Below are 18,702 nucleotides of genomic sequence, written 5' to 3' on the forward strand. Positions count from 1 at the left end.
TGCAGAATAACATGAGCCCGGGCTTTGCTTAGGGATTTCTAATTTTTGCAGGTCTATCGTCTAGTAAGTGATGATGACACTTTGTACGTTCATGGTTTGATTGCCGACCTGGATCTGGCGAATTTGTGGATCCAAAGCCATATGCGGAACCGGCGCATTGGCGCGGGAACGGTATGCTGCCTGGATCACCTGGACCTCGCGGCCTTTGGATTTAAGACTGACGTTAATATTTTTGGTGTCTTTAGCGTTCAACTGAAAGTTGATGACGCCTTTATTGGAGATCGCAGAGGCAACCTGCTGACCATTTAGATAAATTCCGATTCTTTCGCCGTCACGGGCATCAGTCAAAGCTGTGATATATTTGCCGCCGGTATAGTCGGCAGGATTAGATGAAAAACCCTCTGCCGACATCTGCGCCACATCGACAATCGTTAAGGTTACCTGAAACTGACCGCTGGTCATCGCAGCCACCGCTGGTGAGGTCATAGCCAAACCTAAAAGAGTCAAAGCCGTCATACGAATGTGTTTTACAAGTTGATTTCCGATTGTCATGGGACCTCCTGATTTCGTGGGCAACCACTCAGGAGCAAGGGCCGTTCCCGGCTCAAATGGAAAAGATGAAAGCTGAGGTAACAACCCCTGTCTAAGACAATGACAGGGGTCAAAAACTGACTCTAACTAAGTATATCCTTTGAACTGCGCATTAAGTTCGCGGGCCTCATGGGCGATCGCCAAAAGACCCAGTTTTGCGGTCCATCCGTACACGTTTTCCTGAGGACACCCTGGCGTATTGATTGCCAAGTCCGAAACACAAAGGCGCTTATATACAGCCCCGGGGCTGTTAAGACTTTCCGTGGAGCTTTTCTCGGAGTGGGTTCTTAAGAACCCTCCGGCAAGCTCACAGCCAATCATATAAATAACCGGCTCAGCACTTGCGCCATCGGCTTCTACGATAGATGGAATACCTTCCTGGATAATCACTTCTTCAACATCACGGCCACCTTTGGCAGCCTTCATTTTTTTGCGTGATTTATAACTCCACTCTTTCACTTCGGCTCCAGAGCCCACGCGAATAACTGCCAGACCATAAGTGCCGGCATTGTTTTTCACGAATACGAAAGGCTCCTGATTGATTCCGCGTTTTTGATACTCATCCTTCAGACGAGCCAGCATCGCATCCACGCGTGCAGCGAGTTCATCACGGCTTTTTTCATCACCAATATCAAAGTGCTCAAACAGTTCTGTCTCAACAGTCATTAAGAACGGGTCGATTTTAGCAATCGCACTGAACTCTTCGACCAGCTGATTATAGTATTTAAAGTAAGTGCTTTTCTTACGCTGATACCAACCCAGTTCGTGGGGTGGATTCATTGGGAATTTACTGACTGAATTAGTCCACTCTTCATAAGCCATTGAAAAGTCATTATTGCTGATAATCAAATCAGGCTTGTATTCACTCATCAGGCTGCCGTTCATCAATGCGGAATAGACCGTGATTTCGTTTCCGGCGGAGCTGGTGATCTGAACTGGCGCTTCAAGTTCGCGGGGAATCGCCACACGCACTTCGATACTGGAGGCTTCGATCAGGGATTTGATGGTAAAAACATTTTCCCAATAAAATGCATTATTAGTGTGCTCTTCCGTAACCAGCAAAACTTTTTTGATTTTGTCGCCGTAGTGCTGAGTGATGTATTTATTCATCAGACTAACGGAAGTTTCCTTGTCTGTTGGGCAGATATTGTTAAAACCCGCCGGAAAGATATTCGCATCAACGTTGGTGATCTTATATCCGGAGTCACGGATATCATAACTGGAGTAGATCGGATATTGATACTCTTTGGACTTGGCCGTAAACCAGGCACAAATCTCATTCATGTTGGCGAGTGTTTGTTTGTGAAGGGTTAGCTTCGCCATTTAATCTCCTTAAAATCTTAACTACAAATTTGGATCCACACCAGGGGCGACCTTTTTCTCAGGTAACTGAGTTTCGACCTTGATGCGACCGGATCTTTTAATGCTGTTAAGCTTCTTAGACTCCTCCGTCAGACCCATGGATTCATGGCCCTGATACAGAAGTCCTTCTGTTTTGCTGCGCACATCATTCGTTAATGTGAAAAACTCAATCTGATAACTATTCAGGGTTTGTCCAGTGATCGGTCGGTATAATTCTGCACGATCGATCAAATGAATCAAAGCGCCACCCAAGTGCGCCTGAAGACTGGGGTTTTGCTGAACGGATTCAACCTGTAGATACATTTCGCCGTAAATTACCGCAAGCTGTTTTAATGCCTTCGGGGACCAACGCGAGTCATTAAGTTCCAGAGTTTTGATCAGATAAATCTGCATCAGGGTTTGCGAGTTCACGAAGCCGTCAAACGTTTCAGTTGAAAGCTGATTGGTGGATACGCTCCCCATTTGATAGTAAGTTTTTGCCAACCAGTCTTTTTCAAGCTTGGTCGCATCGGCTTCGGCACGGATTTTAGCAATGCCTTTTTCTGCCTCGTTCAAATACTGGATCGCTTCTTTTTCGCGTCCCACACGACTGTAAGCAGCGGCCAGCCTTGCCGGAATTTCGGCATAGCCCACGGTTAACGGCAAAGAATCCCGCAGACCTCTTGCATCCAAAAGACTCGCAATAGTTTTTTGATCATCACCAAGGGCTTCATCACAAAACGACATACGATAGCTGGCAAGTGCCGCAATATCCGGCTGAAGATTTCGCGTTTTTAGAATCACATCACGATAAACTGCAGCTGCCTGAAACCATTCTTCCTGACCTTCAAGAGCTTGTCCTTCGCCAATTCGGGAAAATTGCAGATATGTTGATACGGGGTAAGTTTGCTGGAAAAGTTTGAACTGCTTAAGTGCTTCGGGAAAGTTACCTGACTTAAGACTTTCTTGTGCGGTGTTTAGATCTTTCTCTTCAAGAAGTCTTTGGCTTTGAAGAGTCCCTTCTTCACTGCGGTTCATTTGAAAAAAGCTGCAACCCGTAAGAGAAAAAAGAACAAACAGGCTGATCAGTTTTTTCATGGAACCTTCTCCTCCTCAGTAATGAGGGCGCTTATTTCTTCAAGTCCCGAAAGGTCTGAAACGTCTTTTACCAAATCCGGGATTCTTAAAACACGGGCATCACGCGACATCTTCTTTTCAAACTGACGATAGATCGCATCCCTATGATTGTAATAGGTCTTCATTTGCATGTACAAGTCCACAAGGCCTTGCTCGGCTGTGCCGCCCTCATAACCTACCCGGAGGTCCAGCCAATGAGGAAAAACACGATTCAATATAACCGTGTCCAGATTGTATCCGCCCTTACGAATTTCCCGCGAGAAAAACTCCGCCTCTTTAAGTTTGGCCTGATCAAAACTTGTGACCAAAAAGAACCGCGTGGTTGGAGCGACCAGCATGCGCTGAACCTCGGTGGTTCGCTGCAAAAGCTTTCCCTGCCACTGTTCGATATTGATAAAGAAATCACCCAATTCCCGAATGAACTGTGACCCGGTTAACGTTTCCAGAACTTTCAAAACCTGGCGCGTTCCCGCCTGAATCAGGTGACCAAAGATTCCCGATTTTTTTCCTTCAGGATCGCGGAACCACTTAGCCACACCTTCACTGAAAAGTGTTGCCAGTTTTTGTGGGGCCTTTAAAAAGTCCAGGGCATGTTTGGTCGGTGGAGTATCCAGAATAATCAGATCAAATTTGCCGGACTCATAGACTGAGTAAAGTTTTTCCAGTGACGTAAATTCCTGAGAACCACTAAGACTGGTGGAAAGCTGCTTGTAGAGACTGTTTTCAAAAATTCTGCGCACAGCTTCGGATTTCTGTGCGGCTCTTTCGACGAATTCGTCAAAAGTTTTCTTGTGATCAATGACTGAAGCATAAAGCTCGCCTTTAAAATTTTGACCTGGAACTTTAGTGATATCGTTCGTGCCTTCGATTCCCAGTGTTTGCGCCAGGCGCTTTGCGGGATCGATGGTTAGAACCAAAACTTTCTTACCCTCTTTGGCAGCAAGAACGCCGACTGCTGCGGCAACGGTGGTTTTACCCACTCCCCCGCTGCCCACACAAACAAGTACTTTCGTGTCTTTTAAAAGCTGCCAGCTCATGGAACTTTCTCCACAGCTTTTTCAACAAGCTTCCACGGTTCTGTTTCGAAAAACAGCGGGACTTTCGAGATTTTTTTGAAGCTGCTTTTGGCTTGCTCTATCATCACTTTCTGTCTGGCAAGTTGTTGCTCAATATACTGCGCAAACATCCCCAGATCAGAATTTGTAAGTGTTTCGGCCTTCTGCACGTCTGGAAGTGGAAGATTCACTTCCAGTACTTTGTTCATGACAAGGCCGGGCTCCACCGTGAATTCGCTTTTCAGATATTCAGCGAGCTCGGCAGATTCTTTCAGTGGAAGTTCTTCCGGCAAAGATACTATATGGTATTTTGAAATATTCTGATCCTGCAGGACGCGAATGATGCTGCGACTTTGCTCGCCCATGGGACCAATCTGCACTGCCTGCGCCATTCCACTGGGTGCCGCAAGAAGAGCTTTGAAGTGTCCCGTTGCAAATGCATCCACCACGACGCAATCGAAGTTCATGGGAGGACCATATTTACGGGGCCCCGAAGTGATTTTTCCCAGCATCGCAAGCTCTGGAAGTCCCGGAGCGATATTTATGAAAGCCTTCATCACGGCATTATCAAAGAAAAGCTTCGCCAGGCTTTCCACCTTGATCAGATGCTGGGCGTACTCCCGCAGACAGGATTCGCCGGTCCATAGCGCGAGCGAGAGATTCGGTTTGATTTCCTGAGGATTGAAAGTGACATCATCTAAGTCAAAGAAATCCTTGAAGAAACTTTGATCTCCAAGTTCGACCAGAAGCACTTTTTTTCCCTGACGGCTGTATTTCAAAGCAAGCGCCGCGGCTATCACCGACTTACCAACGCCCCCTTTTCCCGTCACAAAATGAATCTCTTGCTGCATAGTTCTTTAAAGTGTCTCTGAGCTTGGAAATATAGGCATTACGCATGGCATTATAAGGTGCCTTCAGAGAGGGCATAACCTACTATCCGACGGCTTTTAACATGTAGGAGTAATCGCATGAAATCAAACGTAGAAAAGGTGTCTAACCTTTCCAGAAAGATGAATATCGAAATCCCAGCTGCAGTTGTGGCAGCATCTTTCAACAAAGTGTTCACTAGCATCCAAAAAGACGTGGAAATCAAAGGCTTCCGTAAAGGTAAAGCTCCTTTGAACACAATCAAATCCATCTATGGCGACCGCGTAAAACAAGACGTAGTTCAAGACTTGGTTCAAAAACACTACGCGCAAGCGTTGGAAGAGCACAAACTTGATCCTATCAGCTACCCAGAATTTGAGTTCGCTGATCCGTCTGCTGACAAAGATTTCTCTTTCTCTGCAGCATTTGATGTTCGTCCAGAGATCAACTTGAAAAAATACGAAGGTTTGGAAGTTGAAAAAGAAGCTTTCGAATTCGACGCTAAAAAAGTTGACCAAGTGTTGGAAAACATCCGTTCATCCCGCGCAACTTTCGAAACAGTAACTGAAGATCGCGCTGCTAAAAAAGGCGACGTTGCGATCATCGACTTCAACGGTTTCATGGGCGGCGCGCCTCTTGAAAACGGTGCTGGCACAGACCACAACCTTGAGTTGGGTGCTAACCAGTTCATCGAAGGTTTCGAAGATGGCATCATCGGAATGAAAAAAGGCGAGAACAAAACTCTTACTTTGAAATTCCCGGATCCATACCACTCTGCAGAGCTTGCTGGTAAACCAGTTGAGTTCAAAGTTACTTTGAAAGAAATCAAAGCAAAAGTATTGCCTGAATTGAACGATGAGTTCATCAAAACTTTGGGTGGACCAGAGTCTTTGGCTGACTTGAAAAAAACAATCCAGGAAGACCTTGAGCAAAACGACAAAAAGCGTATCGAAGACGGCTTCAAAAACCGCACTTTGAAAGCTTTGGTAAAAGAAAATCCAGTTGAAGTTCCTCCCTCTTTGTTGAAAGAGCAAAAAGCTTCATTGGTTGAAGACTTCAAAAAACGCATGGCTGACCAAGGCATGGGCGAAGCTGACTTCTCTTCTTACGTTCAAAAATGGGATGCAGATTTCACAAACACAGCAACTGAAATGATCCAATCTTCATTCTTGGTTGATGCTGTTGCGAAAAAACATGATCTATTCGCGAAAAAAGAAGACGTTGATGCGAAATTCGAAGAATACGCAAAACAAACTGGTATCGAAGTTTCCCGCATCAAAGAATTCTATGGCCGTCCTGAGCAATCAAGCCGCCTGACTTACCAAATCACTGAAGAAAAAGTGATCAACTTCTTGAACAAAACTATCAAAATCAAAGAAGTTCCAGCCGGTACATTCAAAGACGAACAAAACTAATTGTCAAAAGGTACGGACACACTTTTGGTAGCAATGCCGTGTCATGAAAAGGCTCTCGCAAGAGAGCCTTTTTCTTTTTTTGCTTACTCGCAAGGAACTTCTTCAACAGAGCTGGGTACTGTATAAAGAGGCTTGCCCGGTAAATCCAGTTCCCCAATTACCGAGAAAAGACAAATTCCGTCGGACTTCGAAACAAGTTCATAACTACGACTATATTCATCTTTATGTGCAATCAGAGAAATAATCTCCGAACCTTGGTACCAATCCTTCATTAACTTACCCAATATAGTTAAGTCTTTAACGGTGACGCCTTTCAGTTCACCTGCATTAGCTGAAATTGCAAATCCTGTTACTGTTACCGCTATCATTACCATTAGTTTCTTCATATAGGTCTCCTTTGTTATTTTGTGCTCGAAACTGTTCTATTACTTTGCCAATGGGTAATATCTGGAATCGAAGATTGCCATTCCTGGAGAGCATAAACCCAGTGTCTCTTCTCCGATGACTCCCGTAACTTCAACAAAACCGCTCTCCAATTCCTTCACATTCATTTCTCCCCACGTGCGAAGATATTGAACAACTACGTCAATCTTTTCGCCTGACTCTGGAGAGGTAAGACTTACCACGATAGGATCATTCAACAGCAATACACTGAACTGCTTTCCACAGCGTCTTATTTCCACTTTATCATCTTCACTTTTATTTTCTCTTGTAACAGTCGCAAATCTTCCAGTGAGTTTTATGATGTGAGTTTCGCCGTCGAAACGTACCATTTGATTTTGTGGACTGGCGAAGGCTGAAAGAGAAACGAGAGATACTAAAGCCGCTGTCATTAGAAATTTCATAAGTACTTCCTTTGTTATTTTGAATTGCTTCGAAGAGATTTTTAACCTATTGCGTTATATATTAAAACTGATATTATGAGACGAAAGGAATTCACGCAAAAGGAGGATTTATGAGCTATTTAAAGTTAATTGAAGCCTCTGAAGAACTCCTAAGAAGTGGCCAAGTATTTAAAGCCGCTCGAAATTTTAAGAAGATCCCTCTGTCAAAAGTTTCGACAAATGATGCTATTCGGGTGGCCAGATTAGCCCGAAGAACGGGGCAGATTTCCGCCGGAATAAAAGTTTTACAGAGACAGATTTCAAAAAAACAAACCGTGGATAGGCAAAGTCTTGAGTTTAAGGCTGAGTATGCAAATCTGCTTACTCTCATTGGATGTGTCACAGAAGCCTTGGATGTTTTAAAACACGTGACTACTCATTCAGTTTCCGAGGCACTTATGGCAAAGGCCTGGTGTTACTTTGAGGTGTGGGAGCATTCTAAAGCCATTCCTTTGCTGAAAAAGTACGTGAGAGTACAAAAAGATGAATATCTTCGTCTTGCAGGTGATGTGAACTTGGCAGAGGCCCTTCTGGGTGCGGGTGATATCGATTCCGCTATTGCAATCTCAACCAGAGCAGCGAATGAAGCAGCAAGAAAATCATATGCCCGCTTGCTTGCGAACTCGCTTCATATTCGAGCGCAGGCTTTTGAACAGCGGCGAGATCTCACAAACTCAAGCAAAGATTTGAATCAAGCAATGGAGATCTTTGGGGACTCTCAAACCTCTGATGCGTTTTTGATTCACAGACAAATTGCCATCAACGAATCCTTACGAAGCAAAAGGACTGCCGAGCTTGCGAAAACCATGGAAGAAGCTGTTGCGTTGGGCGAGTTTGAAAGTCATAGACATTGTGCCTATAAAAGTTTGCAGATTAAGTTTAATGATGAATTATTCAATCATCTTTACTTTGGAACTCCGTATGAAGAATTCCGTTCACAAATACGCCGGCGATTCCCGCGGGCAAAAATAGAAAAACGCTACGTATGGGGGGATAAGAACGGCGCAGTACTTGATCTGTCGGAACTACAAGTTCACTTCAATCGCAAGCCAATTGAAATCACTCCTCAGATACATCGCATGCTTATGACCTTACTGAGAGATTTCTACAACCCTGTTCGCGTGGGTGGGATTTACTCGTCAGGCTTTCCAGGGTCTCACTTTATCGCAGACCACTCCCCCACCGTAGTTCATCAAGCGTTGAAAAGGCTACGAACATGGTTTCAAGAAAATAGCATCCCGCTTTCCGTTAAATGCACAAAACGCAGATATCAATTAATTCAGCTAAAACCCATGGGAATTGTTTTATCGAAAGACTCATTCCAGGCACTAGAGAACCTGTCGACAAAGCAGAAACTGCAGCAAGCATTCGGCACTGGAAATGAGTTCGGAATGATAGAAGCAATTGAAGTATTGGGTCTATCGAAAGCCTCCACTCATCGTGCTTTGGTTTCAGAGATGATGAGCGGAAGCATTGAAAAAAGGTATCAGGGTCGAAGCACCAAATACGTAATTAAAGCTGTGGGCTAACGGCCAAGGTACGGACACACTTTTGGTAGTATCAGCGCATAATAGTTTTCACTGTTGGCATCTATTTAGCTCCAGCGCCGAGTATGGCAAGAAAAAAGATCATTTATACTCATGAGTATCCTTATCACGTCATGGCTCGTTCAAATAATAAGGACTGGTTTTACTTACCAACTGCATTTTGTTGGCGAATTTTTTCGAGGTATCTCCGACTCACGCAAGAGAAGTACGGAATTACGATTTATCTTTTCGTTCTCATGGATAATCACTATCACATGATATGCCGTTGCTCCGAAAAACACACACTGGGCGAGGCAATGAACTATCTCCAAAAATCGGTCAGTAAGGCCATTAATTATGAAACTGGCCGAATTAATCATGTTTTCGGAGGGCCCTATAAGCCGAGCGTAATCCGAACGCCAGAGCATTTCGTAAAAATCTACAAATACGTCGCTAGGAACCCCGTCACAGCGGGAATAACAAAGGATGTAGAACGCTACTCGTTTTCCACCTTGAACAGTACTGACGTTTCAGTATCAGCTCGTGATGAGTGGTTTTCAGAGTTTCCGCCAGACACTGTGACCTGGCTGAATTCCGAAATGAATATCGATGAGTATTTGGCGATCCAGAGATCGTTGAAGAAAACAGAATTCAAGATGAGGGATCGCAAAACTAGGATTCCAATGTAATCAACGGCGAAAAAAAATTCGCCGTTTGATGCGGTATTGCTACCAAAAGTGTGTCCGTACCTTTGGAGAGACCTTTAGAGTTGCGGGGTGAAGGCTTTCCAGAATTTTTCTGGGTTTTCGATGAATGGGGTGTGGCCCATGCCCGGTAGTGAAACCAGCTTTCCTTTTTTGATTTTGCTGATTACGTCCTTGGACATTTTTGGGTAGTTGCCCATTTTCTTTTTGTTTTCTTCAGGTGCCCAGGCCTTTCCAATGGCTGTTGTGTCTTTGGTTCCTACAACCAGCACTGTCGGCATTTTTAGGTTTTTGAATTCGTAGTACACCGGTTGAGTGAAGATTGCCTCTGACGTTAGAGCTGATGTCCATGCGATGCGTGGGTAGTCGGGACCATCGAACCAGCCTTTTGCAGGTACTAGGTATTTGTCGTATTCAGGCTGCCATTTGTTGTCGTAGTAGTGATCAAGTTGATATTTTTTTACTTTGTCGATGTTGTTTGAAAGTTCGCTATCGTAAAGCTGATCGACGCTTTTATATGTCGTTAATGTTTTCCAGTCTTCAAGGCCCAGGGGATTAACCATGAATAGTTTCGTCACATTATTCGGATACATCAGTGCATAGCGAGCCGCTAACATTCCTCCCATGGAGTGTCCCAGAAGCTGATACTTTTCGATTTTCAAATTGTCCATCAGCATTTTTGAGTATGATGCTAAAGCGTGAAGTGAATATTGGAATTCAGCAGGCTTGGTGGATTTTCCAAATCCGATTTGGTCGATCATGATTACGCGATAGCCTTTGCTAACCAATACTTTCGCCATGTCTTCGAAATAATAACCGGAAAAGTTTTTGCCGTGGAAAAGCACAATCACTTTTTCTGAACCCTTATCAGGAGCCACGTCCATATAGGCCATTTTTAAATCCTGACCTTGGGCTCTGAAAGAATAGAACGAAACTGGGAATGGGTAGTTGAACTGAGTTAGTTCAGCATCAAAGCCTTTAATAGCGACTGGTTTCTGTTCAACTTTTTCTGGTTGAGATGCACACGCCGATAGAACAAGTAGCAGAAGCAAAAGTAGGTTTCTCATTATCGTTCTCCTAAAGGAAAATCATAAGAGATGACCTTGCTGTTCCAAAGTGTTTCTTACTTTAGTGTACTAAACTTGATGACTGGCAAAACGGGAAAAATGTATAGGAAAGTAAGCACGTATCTTTAGTGATAACGCATATGCACTACCAAATGTGTGTCCGTACCTTTAGCGGCAGTTGTTGAATTGTTGGAAGTAGCGTTGGCAGACGGAGTATTGGCTGCTGCAGTCGTTGACGTCGGCGGAGTTGTAATGAGTGCTTGGGCAGACGCGGGAAGCGTTTCGGGCGACGTTGATTGAGAATTCGCCGTGGCTTAGGGGTTCACGATTGTTAGAGGCGTATACTGCGTAACTGATTTTGTTTTTACCGGCAGCTAACAATGGCTTTTGAAAAATCGTGGAAATCCAAAGATTGATCGCGGAACCACTGCGACCTTGGGAGCCGCTGTAATCGTCCTCTTTGGTGCGAACAGAACCATCTTCACGAAGATTGCGCAGTTCATACCGGACAGCGCGAGCGTCCCGGGGTCCCATGAAGTAATCATAGGAAACGGGATCTAAAACCACATCGCGACAAGTGAATGTGGCCGCTCCTCCGCCGTTGAACCCTTCGCAGGTTACGTGGACTTGGCCTTCAATGGGAGTTGCTTGGAACTGGGAACCTGACGAAAAACCCACAGCGTCGGCTGCATGAACTGCTCCGACGACGGATATGCTGGCGCATATAAATGTGAGTATATTCTTAAACACGGGAACCCCTCCACCATTAAGAAGAGCGGTAGAGTAAGTCCCCTATTTTTCGGAATCAATAACTAGCGCGTCAAACCCTTCATGGTATTCCACGCCTTAAGATAGCTAAATGCTTGATATGCTTGGTAATCTTTCTTCAAGATATTGTCGCGTGGCGACAGTTTTTCTTCTTTTTTCGACCCAACATCTTTCCACCAAGCCAAGGCACCCTCTTCAGCACCTTTTTTAACATCAAGCTTTTCTGCCGCTTTTTCCTTATCACCTTTCAAGTGCCCAGCGATATCACCCTCGCGAGTGGACTGCTGTTTCTGGATGGATTTCGCGAAAGTTTCAGGATCGATGTCTTCAATTTCCACATCCGGGTGAATACCTTCAGCCTGGATCGAAGTTCCACTTGGAGTGTAATAACGGGCAACAGTCAGCTTCAAGCCCGAACCGTCCCCTAGTTTAATAACTGACTGAACGGAACCTTTACCGAACGTGCGCTCGCCCACGATCAATGCACGCTTGTTATCCTGAAGTGCACCGGAAACGATTTCGCTGGCACTTGCAGTGTATTCATTCACCAGAATCACGATTGGAACATCTGTGTATTTGCCTTTTTTAGTGGCCATTGCCACTTCTTTTTCAGCTTTGTTTCGACCGATGGTGCTGACGATCACACCTTCTTTAAGGAACATGTCGCTGACTTTCACCGCTTGATCCAACAATCCACCTGGATTTCTGCGCAGGTCAATCAACAGACCGCTTAGCTTGCCGCTGGATTTCGTGTGAGCCTGAATTGCGTTCTCAAGATCTTTCGAAGTGTTTTCGATGAAGCTTGTGATACGCACATAAGCAAAACCATCGCCCATGTCCGTGTATTTAACTGATTTAATTTTCACAACACCACGAGTGATGGTGATGTCACGTGGCTTGTCTTCGCTTTCACGAACAACACGAAGAACAATCTTTGTTCCTTTTTTACCGCGCATGAACTGGGAGGCCTCAACCAAACTCATACCCTTGGTGCTGTTACCGTCGATGGCGATAACTTTATCACCCGCTTTGATGCCTGCCTGCCATGCCGGAGCATCTTCGATCGGAGAAATAATAGTCAGGATGCCGTTTTGATTTGAAATCTCGATCCCCAGACCACCGAACTCGCCGCTGGTTTCAGTTTCAAAGTCTTTGAAGATTTCTGGTGGCATGAAGTTCGTATGCGGATCCAACTCACGCAACATTCCCTTGATCGCACCATAGACAAGTTTTTTCGTGTCAGTCTCTTCAACATAGTACTGCTGGATAAGATTCAAAACCTTGCTGAAGTTTTGTAAATCAGCGTAACGATCTTGCGCGAATGCACGGACTTGAAAACCTGTTTCAGCCATTACAAACAAAGTCAGAAGCAGGATGCCTCCAAGAATATAGGTTTTCCAGTAGCGTTTAATACTTTGCATGGTGGTTAAAGTCCTTTCATCCACTGTTGCGGGTCGTAGGGTTCTGAAAAATGTCTGATCTCAAAATACATTCCCGCAGGCAAATCTGCGGAGGCATCACCCGAGGTGGCAACAACCTGGGACTGAGAAACTTCATCCCCTGCTGTTACTTTAATTTCACCGGCATGGGAATAGACAGAGTAATAGTGATCGCCATGATCGACAATTAATGTATTACCAAATCCTGGAAGTTCACCCACGTATGCGACTTTTCCTTCGAATACGGATTTGATCAAACTTCCGGTTGCCGCCGAGATAAAGATACCTTTGCTGTTTAAAGTGTAAGGGTGATCCTTGGCTTTCATAAGTCCAAATTTTTGTGTCACGACTCCCTGAAGAGGTCGAGGTAACTCACCTTTGGAATCCTGAAACGATGCTTTGTAAAGGGTATCGAACACGCCGGTATCATCAAAGTTGTACTGTTCGGATTTCTGTCTAAGCTCGCTGATTTTGTTCTCAGCGAACATTTTCGATTTACGAATTCCATTCAGAAGCTTGTTTTTCAAGTTTTGCTCGGCTACGAGCTTTTTTTCCTGAGTGGAAATTCCAACTTCAACTGCCTTTAAACTTTCCAAACGCTGCGCCAGGGACTTTCTTTTTTCCTGAAGGTCCTGGACGTCATGCCTGTATCCTTTAATCAGTTCCAAATCTCTTTGGGCAACAATTCCCAGAATTTTCAGATTTCTATCCATTGAAACGGAGCTATCGGCATTCAGGATAAAGCGCGCCAAGGGCTGACCGCCAAGTTTATAGATAGCTTTCAAGCGCTCAGCGAGTTGGGCTCTTTGCACTTTCGCTTTGCTTTCCAGCTCTTCCACTTTTTCAGTTAGGTTTTTGATGTTCACTTCCAAAAGTGAACGCTGCTGGGATAAGGAGCCCCGTTCTGTGACGGTCTTTTTGATTTTCTTATTGATTTCGTAAAGGCCCGACAACACCTGACGCTGCTTCAGTTCCGCATCTGCCAGTTTCTGCTTATTAACTTCGATGTCCTTATTCAATGCTTCGACTTTTTCAATCGGGCTTGAATCAGGAGTTGCGGCAGTCGCCACAAAACTTTGCAGAAAAATAAAAAGCGCCCCCAGGGCGATGGTTCTTTTCAAGAATCAGGCCCTCTGACTTGCGGCTGCATAGCCATCGTTAATACGTCTTACACACAGATAAGAGCCGATCGCCCCCAGAAGTGTACCGCCGATAATCATCGTGGCAATCATCCACGGGGAGATAAAGCTTAGCTGTTCATTCAGTCTTAAAAAACCAAGGCGAGTGTTAACAACACTTTTCCCAACCGTATACATTCCCAAACAAACCACGAGTGCCAATGTTGAAGACATGAAACCCAACAAAGCGCCTTCTTTTAGGAAGGGTTTACGGATCATTGAAGATGTTGCACCGATCATTTCCAAAACCACGATTTCATCGCGGTGAACCTGGACCGAGGCGCGAATTGCGTTAGACATCACAAACATCGAGGCAAACAAAACCACGATGCCAACTATATTTAAAGACAGATTGATGGCGGAAACGAATGCGCCGTACTTTTCAACCCAATCCTGGCCGAAGCTGACATCGTCAACCCCCGTGCGATTCTTTAAATCCGCAGAGATGGATTGGAGCACCTGACTTTGAGTATCTGTGGAAATATCTTTTACCAATTTCACCTGGTAGCTGGAGGGAATCATTTTTAGCAGCTCTTCATCCTGACTGATATCTGGAGCATAGCTGGCAAGCTGAACACGGAAGTCGGTTAAGGCTTTTTCCTGTGTCACCAGATTGAAATCACCGATTTCCTTGCGCGACTTAAAATAGCTTTCCAGTTCATCGCGGCCTTGTGCGGAAATATCTGAAGACAGATATACAGTCAGCTGAACATCCTCGCCCCAATGGGTAAGAATGTTTTTAAAGTTCTTAGAAATCAAAAGAGCCGCCCCCATGACAACGAAGCAGGCGGTAACAACTATTAATGTGGAGAATTTTAACGCCAGGTTTTTTTGCGGAGGTCTCACTTGGAATCCCCCACGATCATTCCTTCTTTAAGTTCCAGCGTTCTTTTGTGCCGACGCTTCACCATTTCGTGATCATGGGTGGCGACAAAAACCGTCGTCCCTTGCGAGCAGACTCGCTCTAATAGATCCATGATTTCTTCGCTTAATCGCGGATCCAGATTTCCCGTGGGCTCATCGGCAATCAAAACTCCTGGCTGGTGAACAATGGCACGCGCGATGGCAGTTCTTTGTTGCTCCCCGCCGGAAACAAAATCAGGATACTGATCATGCTTATGGGCTAATCCCACTTGTTCTAAAACTTCATAGACTTTTCTTTGAATAGCCGGAGTTTTATCACCGCGAATCTGCAGAGGCAGAGCAATATTTTCGAAAAGCGTGCGATCTTTTAACAACTTGAAATCCTGAAAGATAACGCCGATTTTTCTGCGAAAAAATGGCACTTGGCCATTGCGAATTTCCCCAAGATCATATCCAGCAACTTTTACCCCGCCAGATGTGGCTAAATCATAGGCAGAAATCATTTTAAAAAGCGTTGTTTTACCCGCACCACTGGGACCCGTTAAAAAAACAAATTCGCCCTTGTCGATTTTCAAATCGATATTCTTAAGGGCATGCACAGGTCCGGGATAAGTCTTATAGACGTGAGAGAATTCAATCATCCCTCTATCTTATGAAAGATAGAGTCTGTTTCATACTCGCCCGAAGTCGAGGATTTCAGGATTACGGCATCCCGCCGGCCATCAGAGTGTCGATGATTGTAGAGTGCTGGCGATGAAGGGCCTGCTTGATAGCTTCAGTCGGTTGGTTGGAGCCTGTTTGCAGAACTTTATCATGGGGAGTTTTGATGGTTTTCATGACGGCACCGTTGCAAAAAATACGACTTACCAGAAATGGATTCGCCATGCCCCAATCTTCTGTTTGAACGTGATATTTTTGCCCGCGCACAGTGATGTCTGAATTAAAACCTTTTTGCATTCCCACAAACCTCGGACTTCAATTTAACAAATTTTCTGTCGTTTCTCATCAAGTTTTTATATGCGCGGTGTTTTGACTCTTCATGCAAGACCACACTTTAATATGTGTGGAGGTTATCATTATGAAGTTCGTTTCAGTTTTATTAATTCCAGCAGTAATATTCTTGTCTTTGGCCGCATATGCGCAAGAGACTCCCCCTCCACCATTCAAAGGTGAAGCCGAGGCCGGTGCAATTCTAATCACAGGTAACTCAGACTCTGAAAACTACGCCGCAAAAGCGAAAGCTTCCTATCAACAGGAAAAAAACATTTACAGCACTTTTGGGCAATATATCCGCACTGAAGCAAACAATGTTGAAAGTGCGCGCAACTGGAACTTTGGTGTACGTTATGACCGTGAACTGACTGATTACCTAGGAGTTTTTGCCAGTCAAAAGGTGGAAAGTGATGTCTTTGCGGGTTACACGCAACGCGACTCTACGGACATCGGTTTAAAGTACTGGCTTACCAAAGGTGACAAGTTTAACTGGAGCACAGAGGCCGGTTACCGTTATTCCAAACAACAAAATGTCAGCATCGGAACATCGTATGATCAGATGCTTCGCCTTTATACAGAGATCAACACCCAAATCGACAAAGCATTTTCATTCAGATACTGGCTTGAGTATCTGCCAAACATGACAAATCCAGATGGCTACCAGGTAAATACCGAGGCTTCCATCAATGTTATGTTAAATTCCATCTTCTCTTTGAAGCTGGCTTACCTGCTACAATATCAGAACGAACCACCTCCTCCAGGGGAGTACGACACAACAACAACAACTTTGAATCTTGTCGCAAAATTCTAAAGAAAGGATTTTGGTATGTTGAAAGAGTTTAAGACCTTCTTAATGAGGGGCAATGTTTTGGATCTGGCCGTGGGTATCATTATTGGTGCGGCCTTCACCAAAATTGTGGGATCATTTGTTAGTGATATGTTGATGCCCGTTCTTAGTTTAGGGATGGGAAAAATTGACTTCTCGAACATGTTCGTTGCTTTGAATGGCGAATCCTATCCGACATTGGCTGCGGCAAAAGCGGCTGGCGCTGCCACGATTAATTTCGGAATCTTTTTGAATGCACTGATTGATTTTGTGATCGTGGCGTTTGCGATTTTTATGATTGTTAAAGCCGCAAACCGCTTCAAAAAAGAAGAAGTGAAGCCCGCGGATACAAAAACATGCCCTGAATGTTTGACGAACATTCCTTTGGCGGCGCGAAAGTGTTCTGCTTGTGGAAGTTTGCAGGTCAGCTCTAATTCCGGCAAATCTTCCTCGATGAACGTCTAGTGTCTCAAATTGAGGCGTAAACTTTCCCTCTGAAAGTGACGATAATTGGTACTGCATTTGCAGCCTTTATTTAACATCAGGGGGAATGACAATGTATTCCAATTCAAAGACTAAGAAAAATACAGGTGTTCAATTACTTTGCACACTCGTCATCTCGACACTTTTCTCGCTTTCTGCGGGTGCGCAGTCACAAAATTCAAATTCGAATTCCAATAACTCAAACAATAATAATAATAATGGCGGTAATTACTCGAATTACTCCCAGGCCCTTGAATGCCGCGACTACCGCAATCAATACCAGGACGCCAAAAGAGACCTCTCTAAACTTTGCAGAGATGCAGGCGTAGGCAGTGGTTGTGAAGACAAGGTTGCATCCTGCAGTAGCGATGCCGGCGCTGACGGTCAGTTGAATCTTTATTCGACTGCAGCTACAGCATTGGGAACTGACAATGCACTTGGTACCGCACTTGGCGTGATGGGCCAAGGTGGTGGCGGTGGTGCCGGATGTCCTCAGTATTCCTACCAGGATTACTTCAGCAAAAAAGACAAATATACCGACGACCTTGATAAAACTGAGGAAGACCTGGCTGGTTTATCTGATACCAAAGCCGAAATCCAAGAGGACTTTAATAAAGAAATCGCAGATCTTCAGGAAGACCTAAATAAAGCGCAGGAAGACCTTCAGGAGAAAAAGCTTCAACTTGAGGATGACGAGCGTGATCGCGTGGCTAGCCACCAGAAAATGCAAAACGACTCCCAGGATTCTTTGGAAGAGCTGGGCACCCAACTTTTAGATCTTCGTGGTAAAGTTATCACCGCTCAGCGCGACAAAGCCTTGCAGTTGATCGGAATGACCGATGCCTCTGCTAAAAGAGCATGTACCAAAGCCGTGAGCGATGAAAAAACCAGAATGGCAAAAGAAAATTCACTTGGTGGCCTGTCTTCAGGAACCATGATCTCCAAGGCAAAACGTCAAAAGCAGGACCTGATTGCAATCTGGAATGACTGCATGACAGTTTACGAGCAAAAACGTCAGGCTTTGATGGAATCCAAGACTCAGGAATTGACGATGCTTGATGATCAAATCAAAAACGTTCAGAACAAAATGACTCGCATCGACGACAGTTTGACGTTGGCTGAATCCCAATTGGAACAAATTAAAGCCCAGTCGAAAACGAAGGGCGAGCAAGCTGAAGCCAACCTGACCAAGCTAATGCAGAATATTCAGAACAAAATGACAGCAGCCAAACAAAAGTTGGAGCAAAAGCTTACAACGGTCGCTACTAAGACTCAGCAGTACGGAGAAAAAGTCAATCGTTTGAATACTCAGATTTCACAGCTGGGTGTCGCGCCTCCGTCGGGTGCAACGACCACAGCTTCCGCTATTTCTGGAGAAATGGCCGACAAGCAAAACGAAATTGATGAGCTGAAAACTTATGTTGATTCAGCTTGTGGTGGCGGAACCGATCTTAAGAAAAACAGCACCGGATCCCAAGGTGGAAGAAGTTAATTTTTACCTTCGGAAACACTCGCCTTCGGCCCAGTAACTCTGGACCCTCAACCCACACACTGCTAGAATGGG

General features: G+C 44.8%; 20 protein-coding genes. 6 read left to right on the plus strand and 14 right to left on the minus strand.

Annotation, left to right across the window (positions count from 1 at the left end):
- Window positions 1-60: 60 nt before the first annotated feature.
- From ACLWNV_RS17270 to ACLWNV_RS17290, 5 genes are all read right to left on the minus strand, one after another.
- Window positions 61-552 carry a hypothetical protein gene (locus ACLWNV_RS17270; RefSeq protein WP_413585692.1) on the minus strand — a complete coding sequence of 164 codons (492 nt, stop codon included), beginning with the start codon at window positions 550-552 and terminating at the stop codon, window positions 61-63.
- Window positions 553-678: 126 nt separating this feature from the next.
- A complete protein-coding gene (gene gshA / locus ACLWNV_RS17275) occupies window positions 679-1,914 on the minus strand; it encodes a glutamate--cysteine ligase (protein WP_413585693.1) in 1,236 nt (411 codons plus the stop codon).
- A 21-nt stretch (window positions 1,915-1,935) separates the two neighbouring features.
- A complete protein-coding gene (locus ACLWNV_RS17280; protein WP_413585694.1) occupies window positions 1,936-3,030 on the minus strand; it encodes a tetratricopeptide repeat protein in 1,095 nt (364 codons plus the stop codon).
- A complete protein-coding gene (locus ACLWNV_RS17285; protein WP_413585696.1) occupies window positions 3,027-4,106 on the minus strand; it encodes an ArsA family ATPase in 1,080 nt (359 codons plus the stop codon). Before ACLWNV_RS17285 ends, ACLWNV_RS17280 begins: the two co-directional genes overlap by 4 nt.
- Window positions 4,103-4,975 carry an ArsA family ATPase gene (locus ACLWNV_RS17290; RefSeq protein ID WP_413585697.1) on the minus strand — a complete coding sequence of 291 codons (873 nt, stop codon included), beginning with the start codon at window positions 4,973-4,975 and terminating at the stop codon, window positions 4,103-4,105. The genes ACLWNV_RS17285 and ACLWNV_RS17290 overlap by 4 nt, the downstream gene beginning before the upstream one ends.
- Before the next feature lie 117 nt (window positions 4,976-5,092).
- Between ACLWNV_RS17290 and tig the strand changes: the two genes are divergently transcribed.
- On the plus strand, window positions 5,093-6,406 hold the full coding sequence (tig, locus tag ACLWNV_RS17295; protein ID WP_413585698.1) for a trigger factor: 1,314 nt from the start codon (window positions 5,093-5,095) through the stop codon (window positions 6,404-6,406).
- An 83-nt stretch (window positions 6,407-6,489) separates the two neighbouring features.
- Here the strand turns inward: tig and ACLWNV_RS17300 are convergent, their stop codons facing one another.
- Window positions 6,490-6,792, minus strand: a complete 303-nt coding sequence (locus ACLWNV_RS17300) for a hypothetical protein (RefSeq protein ID WP_413585699.1) — start codon at window positions 6,790-6,792, stop codon at window positions 6,490-6,492.
- A gap of 39 nt (window positions 6,793-6,831) precedes the next feature.
- Entirely contained in the window at window positions 6,832-7,251 is a 420-nt protein-coding gene (locus ACLWNV_RS17305; RefSeq protein WP_413585700.1) for a hypothetical protein, read from the minus strand.
- Between the two features lie 110 nt (window positions 7,252-7,361).
- Between ACLWNV_RS17305 and ACLWNV_RS17310 the strand changes: the two genes are divergently transcribed.
- Both ACLWNV_RS17310 and ACLWNV_RS17315 read left to right on the plus strand, forming a co-directional pair.
- On the plus strand, window positions 7,362-8,819 hold the full coding sequence (locus tag ACLWNV_RS17310; RefSeq protein ID WP_413585701.1) for a tetratricopeptide repeat protein: 1,458 nt from the start codon (window positions 7,362-7,364) through the stop codon (window positions 8,817-8,819).
- A 131-nt stretch (window positions 8,820-8,950) separates the two neighbouring features.
- A complete protein-coding gene (locus ACLWNV_RS17315; protein ID WP_413587650.1) occupies window positions 8,951-9,505 on the plus strand; it encodes a transposase in 555 nt (184 codons plus the stop codon).
- 74 nt (window positions 9,506-9,579) lie between these two features.
- On the opposite strand, the gene ACLWNV_RS17320 is transcribed toward ACLWNV_RS17315, so the two are convergent.
- From ACLWNV_RS17320 to ACLWNV_RS17350, 7 genes are all read right to left on the minus strand, one after another.
- Window positions 9,580-10,587 carry an alpha/beta fold hydrolase gene (locus ACLWNV_RS17320; RefSeq protein ID WP_413585703.1) on the minus strand — a complete coding sequence of 336 codons (1,008 nt, stop codon included), beginning with the start codon at window positions 10,585-10,587 and terminating at the stop codon, window positions 9,580-9,582.
- 168 nt (window positions 10,588-10,755) lie between these two features.
- Window positions 10,756-11,337: a hypothetical protein gene (locus tag ACLWNV_RS17325; RefSeq protein ID WP_413585704.1), complete on the minus strand. Its 582-nt coding sequence runs from the start codon at window positions 11,335-11,337 to the stop codon at window positions 10,756-10,758.
- A 62-nt stretch (window positions 11,338-11,399) separates the two neighbouring features.
- Window positions 11,400-12,776 carry a S41 family peptidase gene (locus ACLWNV_RS17330; RefSeq protein WP_413585705.1) on the minus strand — a complete coding sequence of 459 codons (1,377 nt, stop codon included), beginning with the start codon at window positions 12,774-12,776 and terminating at the stop codon, window positions 11,400-11,402.
- A 5-nt stretch (window positions 12,777-12,781) separates the two neighbouring features.
- Window positions 12,782-13,915: a murein hydrolase activator EnvC family protein gene (locus ACLWNV_RS17335; protein WP_413585706.1), complete on the minus strand. Its 1,134-nt coding sequence runs from the start codon at window positions 13,913-13,915 to the stop codon at window positions 12,782-12,784.
- A gap of 3 nt (window positions 13,916-13,918) precedes the next feature.
- Complete coding sequence (locus ACLWNV_RS17340) at window positions 13,919-14,818, minus strand: cell division protein FtsX (protein WP_413585707.1); 900 nt, start codon at window positions 14,816-14,818, stop codon at window positions 13,919-13,921.
- Complete coding sequence (gene ftsE / locus ACLWNV_RS17345; protein WP_413585708.1) at window positions 14,815-15,477, minus strand: cell division ATP-binding protein FtsE; 663 nt, start codon at window positions 15,475-15,477, stop codon at window positions 14,815-14,817. Before ftsE ends, ACLWNV_RS17340 begins: the two co-directional genes overlap by 4 nt.
- 61 nt (window positions 15,478-15,538) lie before the next feature.
- Window positions 15,539-15,793 carry a hypothetical protein gene (locus ACLWNV_RS17350; protein ID WP_413585709.1) on the minus strand — a complete coding sequence of 85 codons (255 nt, stop codon included), beginning with the start codon at window positions 15,791-15,793 and terminating at the stop codon, window positions 15,539-15,541.
- 121 nt (window positions 15,794-15,914) lie between these two features.
- On the opposite strand from ACLWNV_RS17350, the gene ACLWNV_RS17355 reads away from it, so the two are divergent.
- The 3 genes from ACLWNV_RS17355 (at window position 15,915) to ACLWNV_RS17365 (ending at window position 18,630) form a co-directional block, all read left to right on the plus strand.
- Window positions 15,915-16,640: a YdiY family protein gene (locus ACLWNV_RS17355; RefSeq protein ID WP_413585710.1), complete on the plus strand. Its 726-nt coding sequence runs from the start codon at window positions 15,915-15,917 to the stop codon at window positions 16,638-16,640.
- A gap of 15 nt (window positions 16,641-16,655) precedes the next feature.
- Window positions 16,656-17,120: a large conductance mechanosensitive channel protein MscL gene (mscL, locus tag ACLWNV_RS17360; protein WP_413585711.1), complete on the plus strand. Its 465-nt coding sequence runs from the start codon at window positions 16,656-16,658 to the stop codon at window positions 17,118-17,120.
- 91 nt (window positions 17,121-17,211) lie between these two features.
- Window positions 17,212-18,630, plus strand: coding sequence for a hypothetical protein (locus ACLWNV_RS17365; RefSeq protein ID WP_413585712.1), 1,419 nt, complete (start codon window positions 17,212-17,214; stop codon window positions 18,628-18,630).
- Window positions 18,631-18,702 lie beyond the last annotated feature (72 nt).

Source organism: Bdellovibrio sp. HCB274 (assembly GCF_047306075.1).
In the GTDB taxonomy this organism is placed as follows: Bacteria; Bdellovibrionota; Bdellovibrionia; order Bdellovibrionales; family Bdellovibrionaceae; genus Bdellovibrio.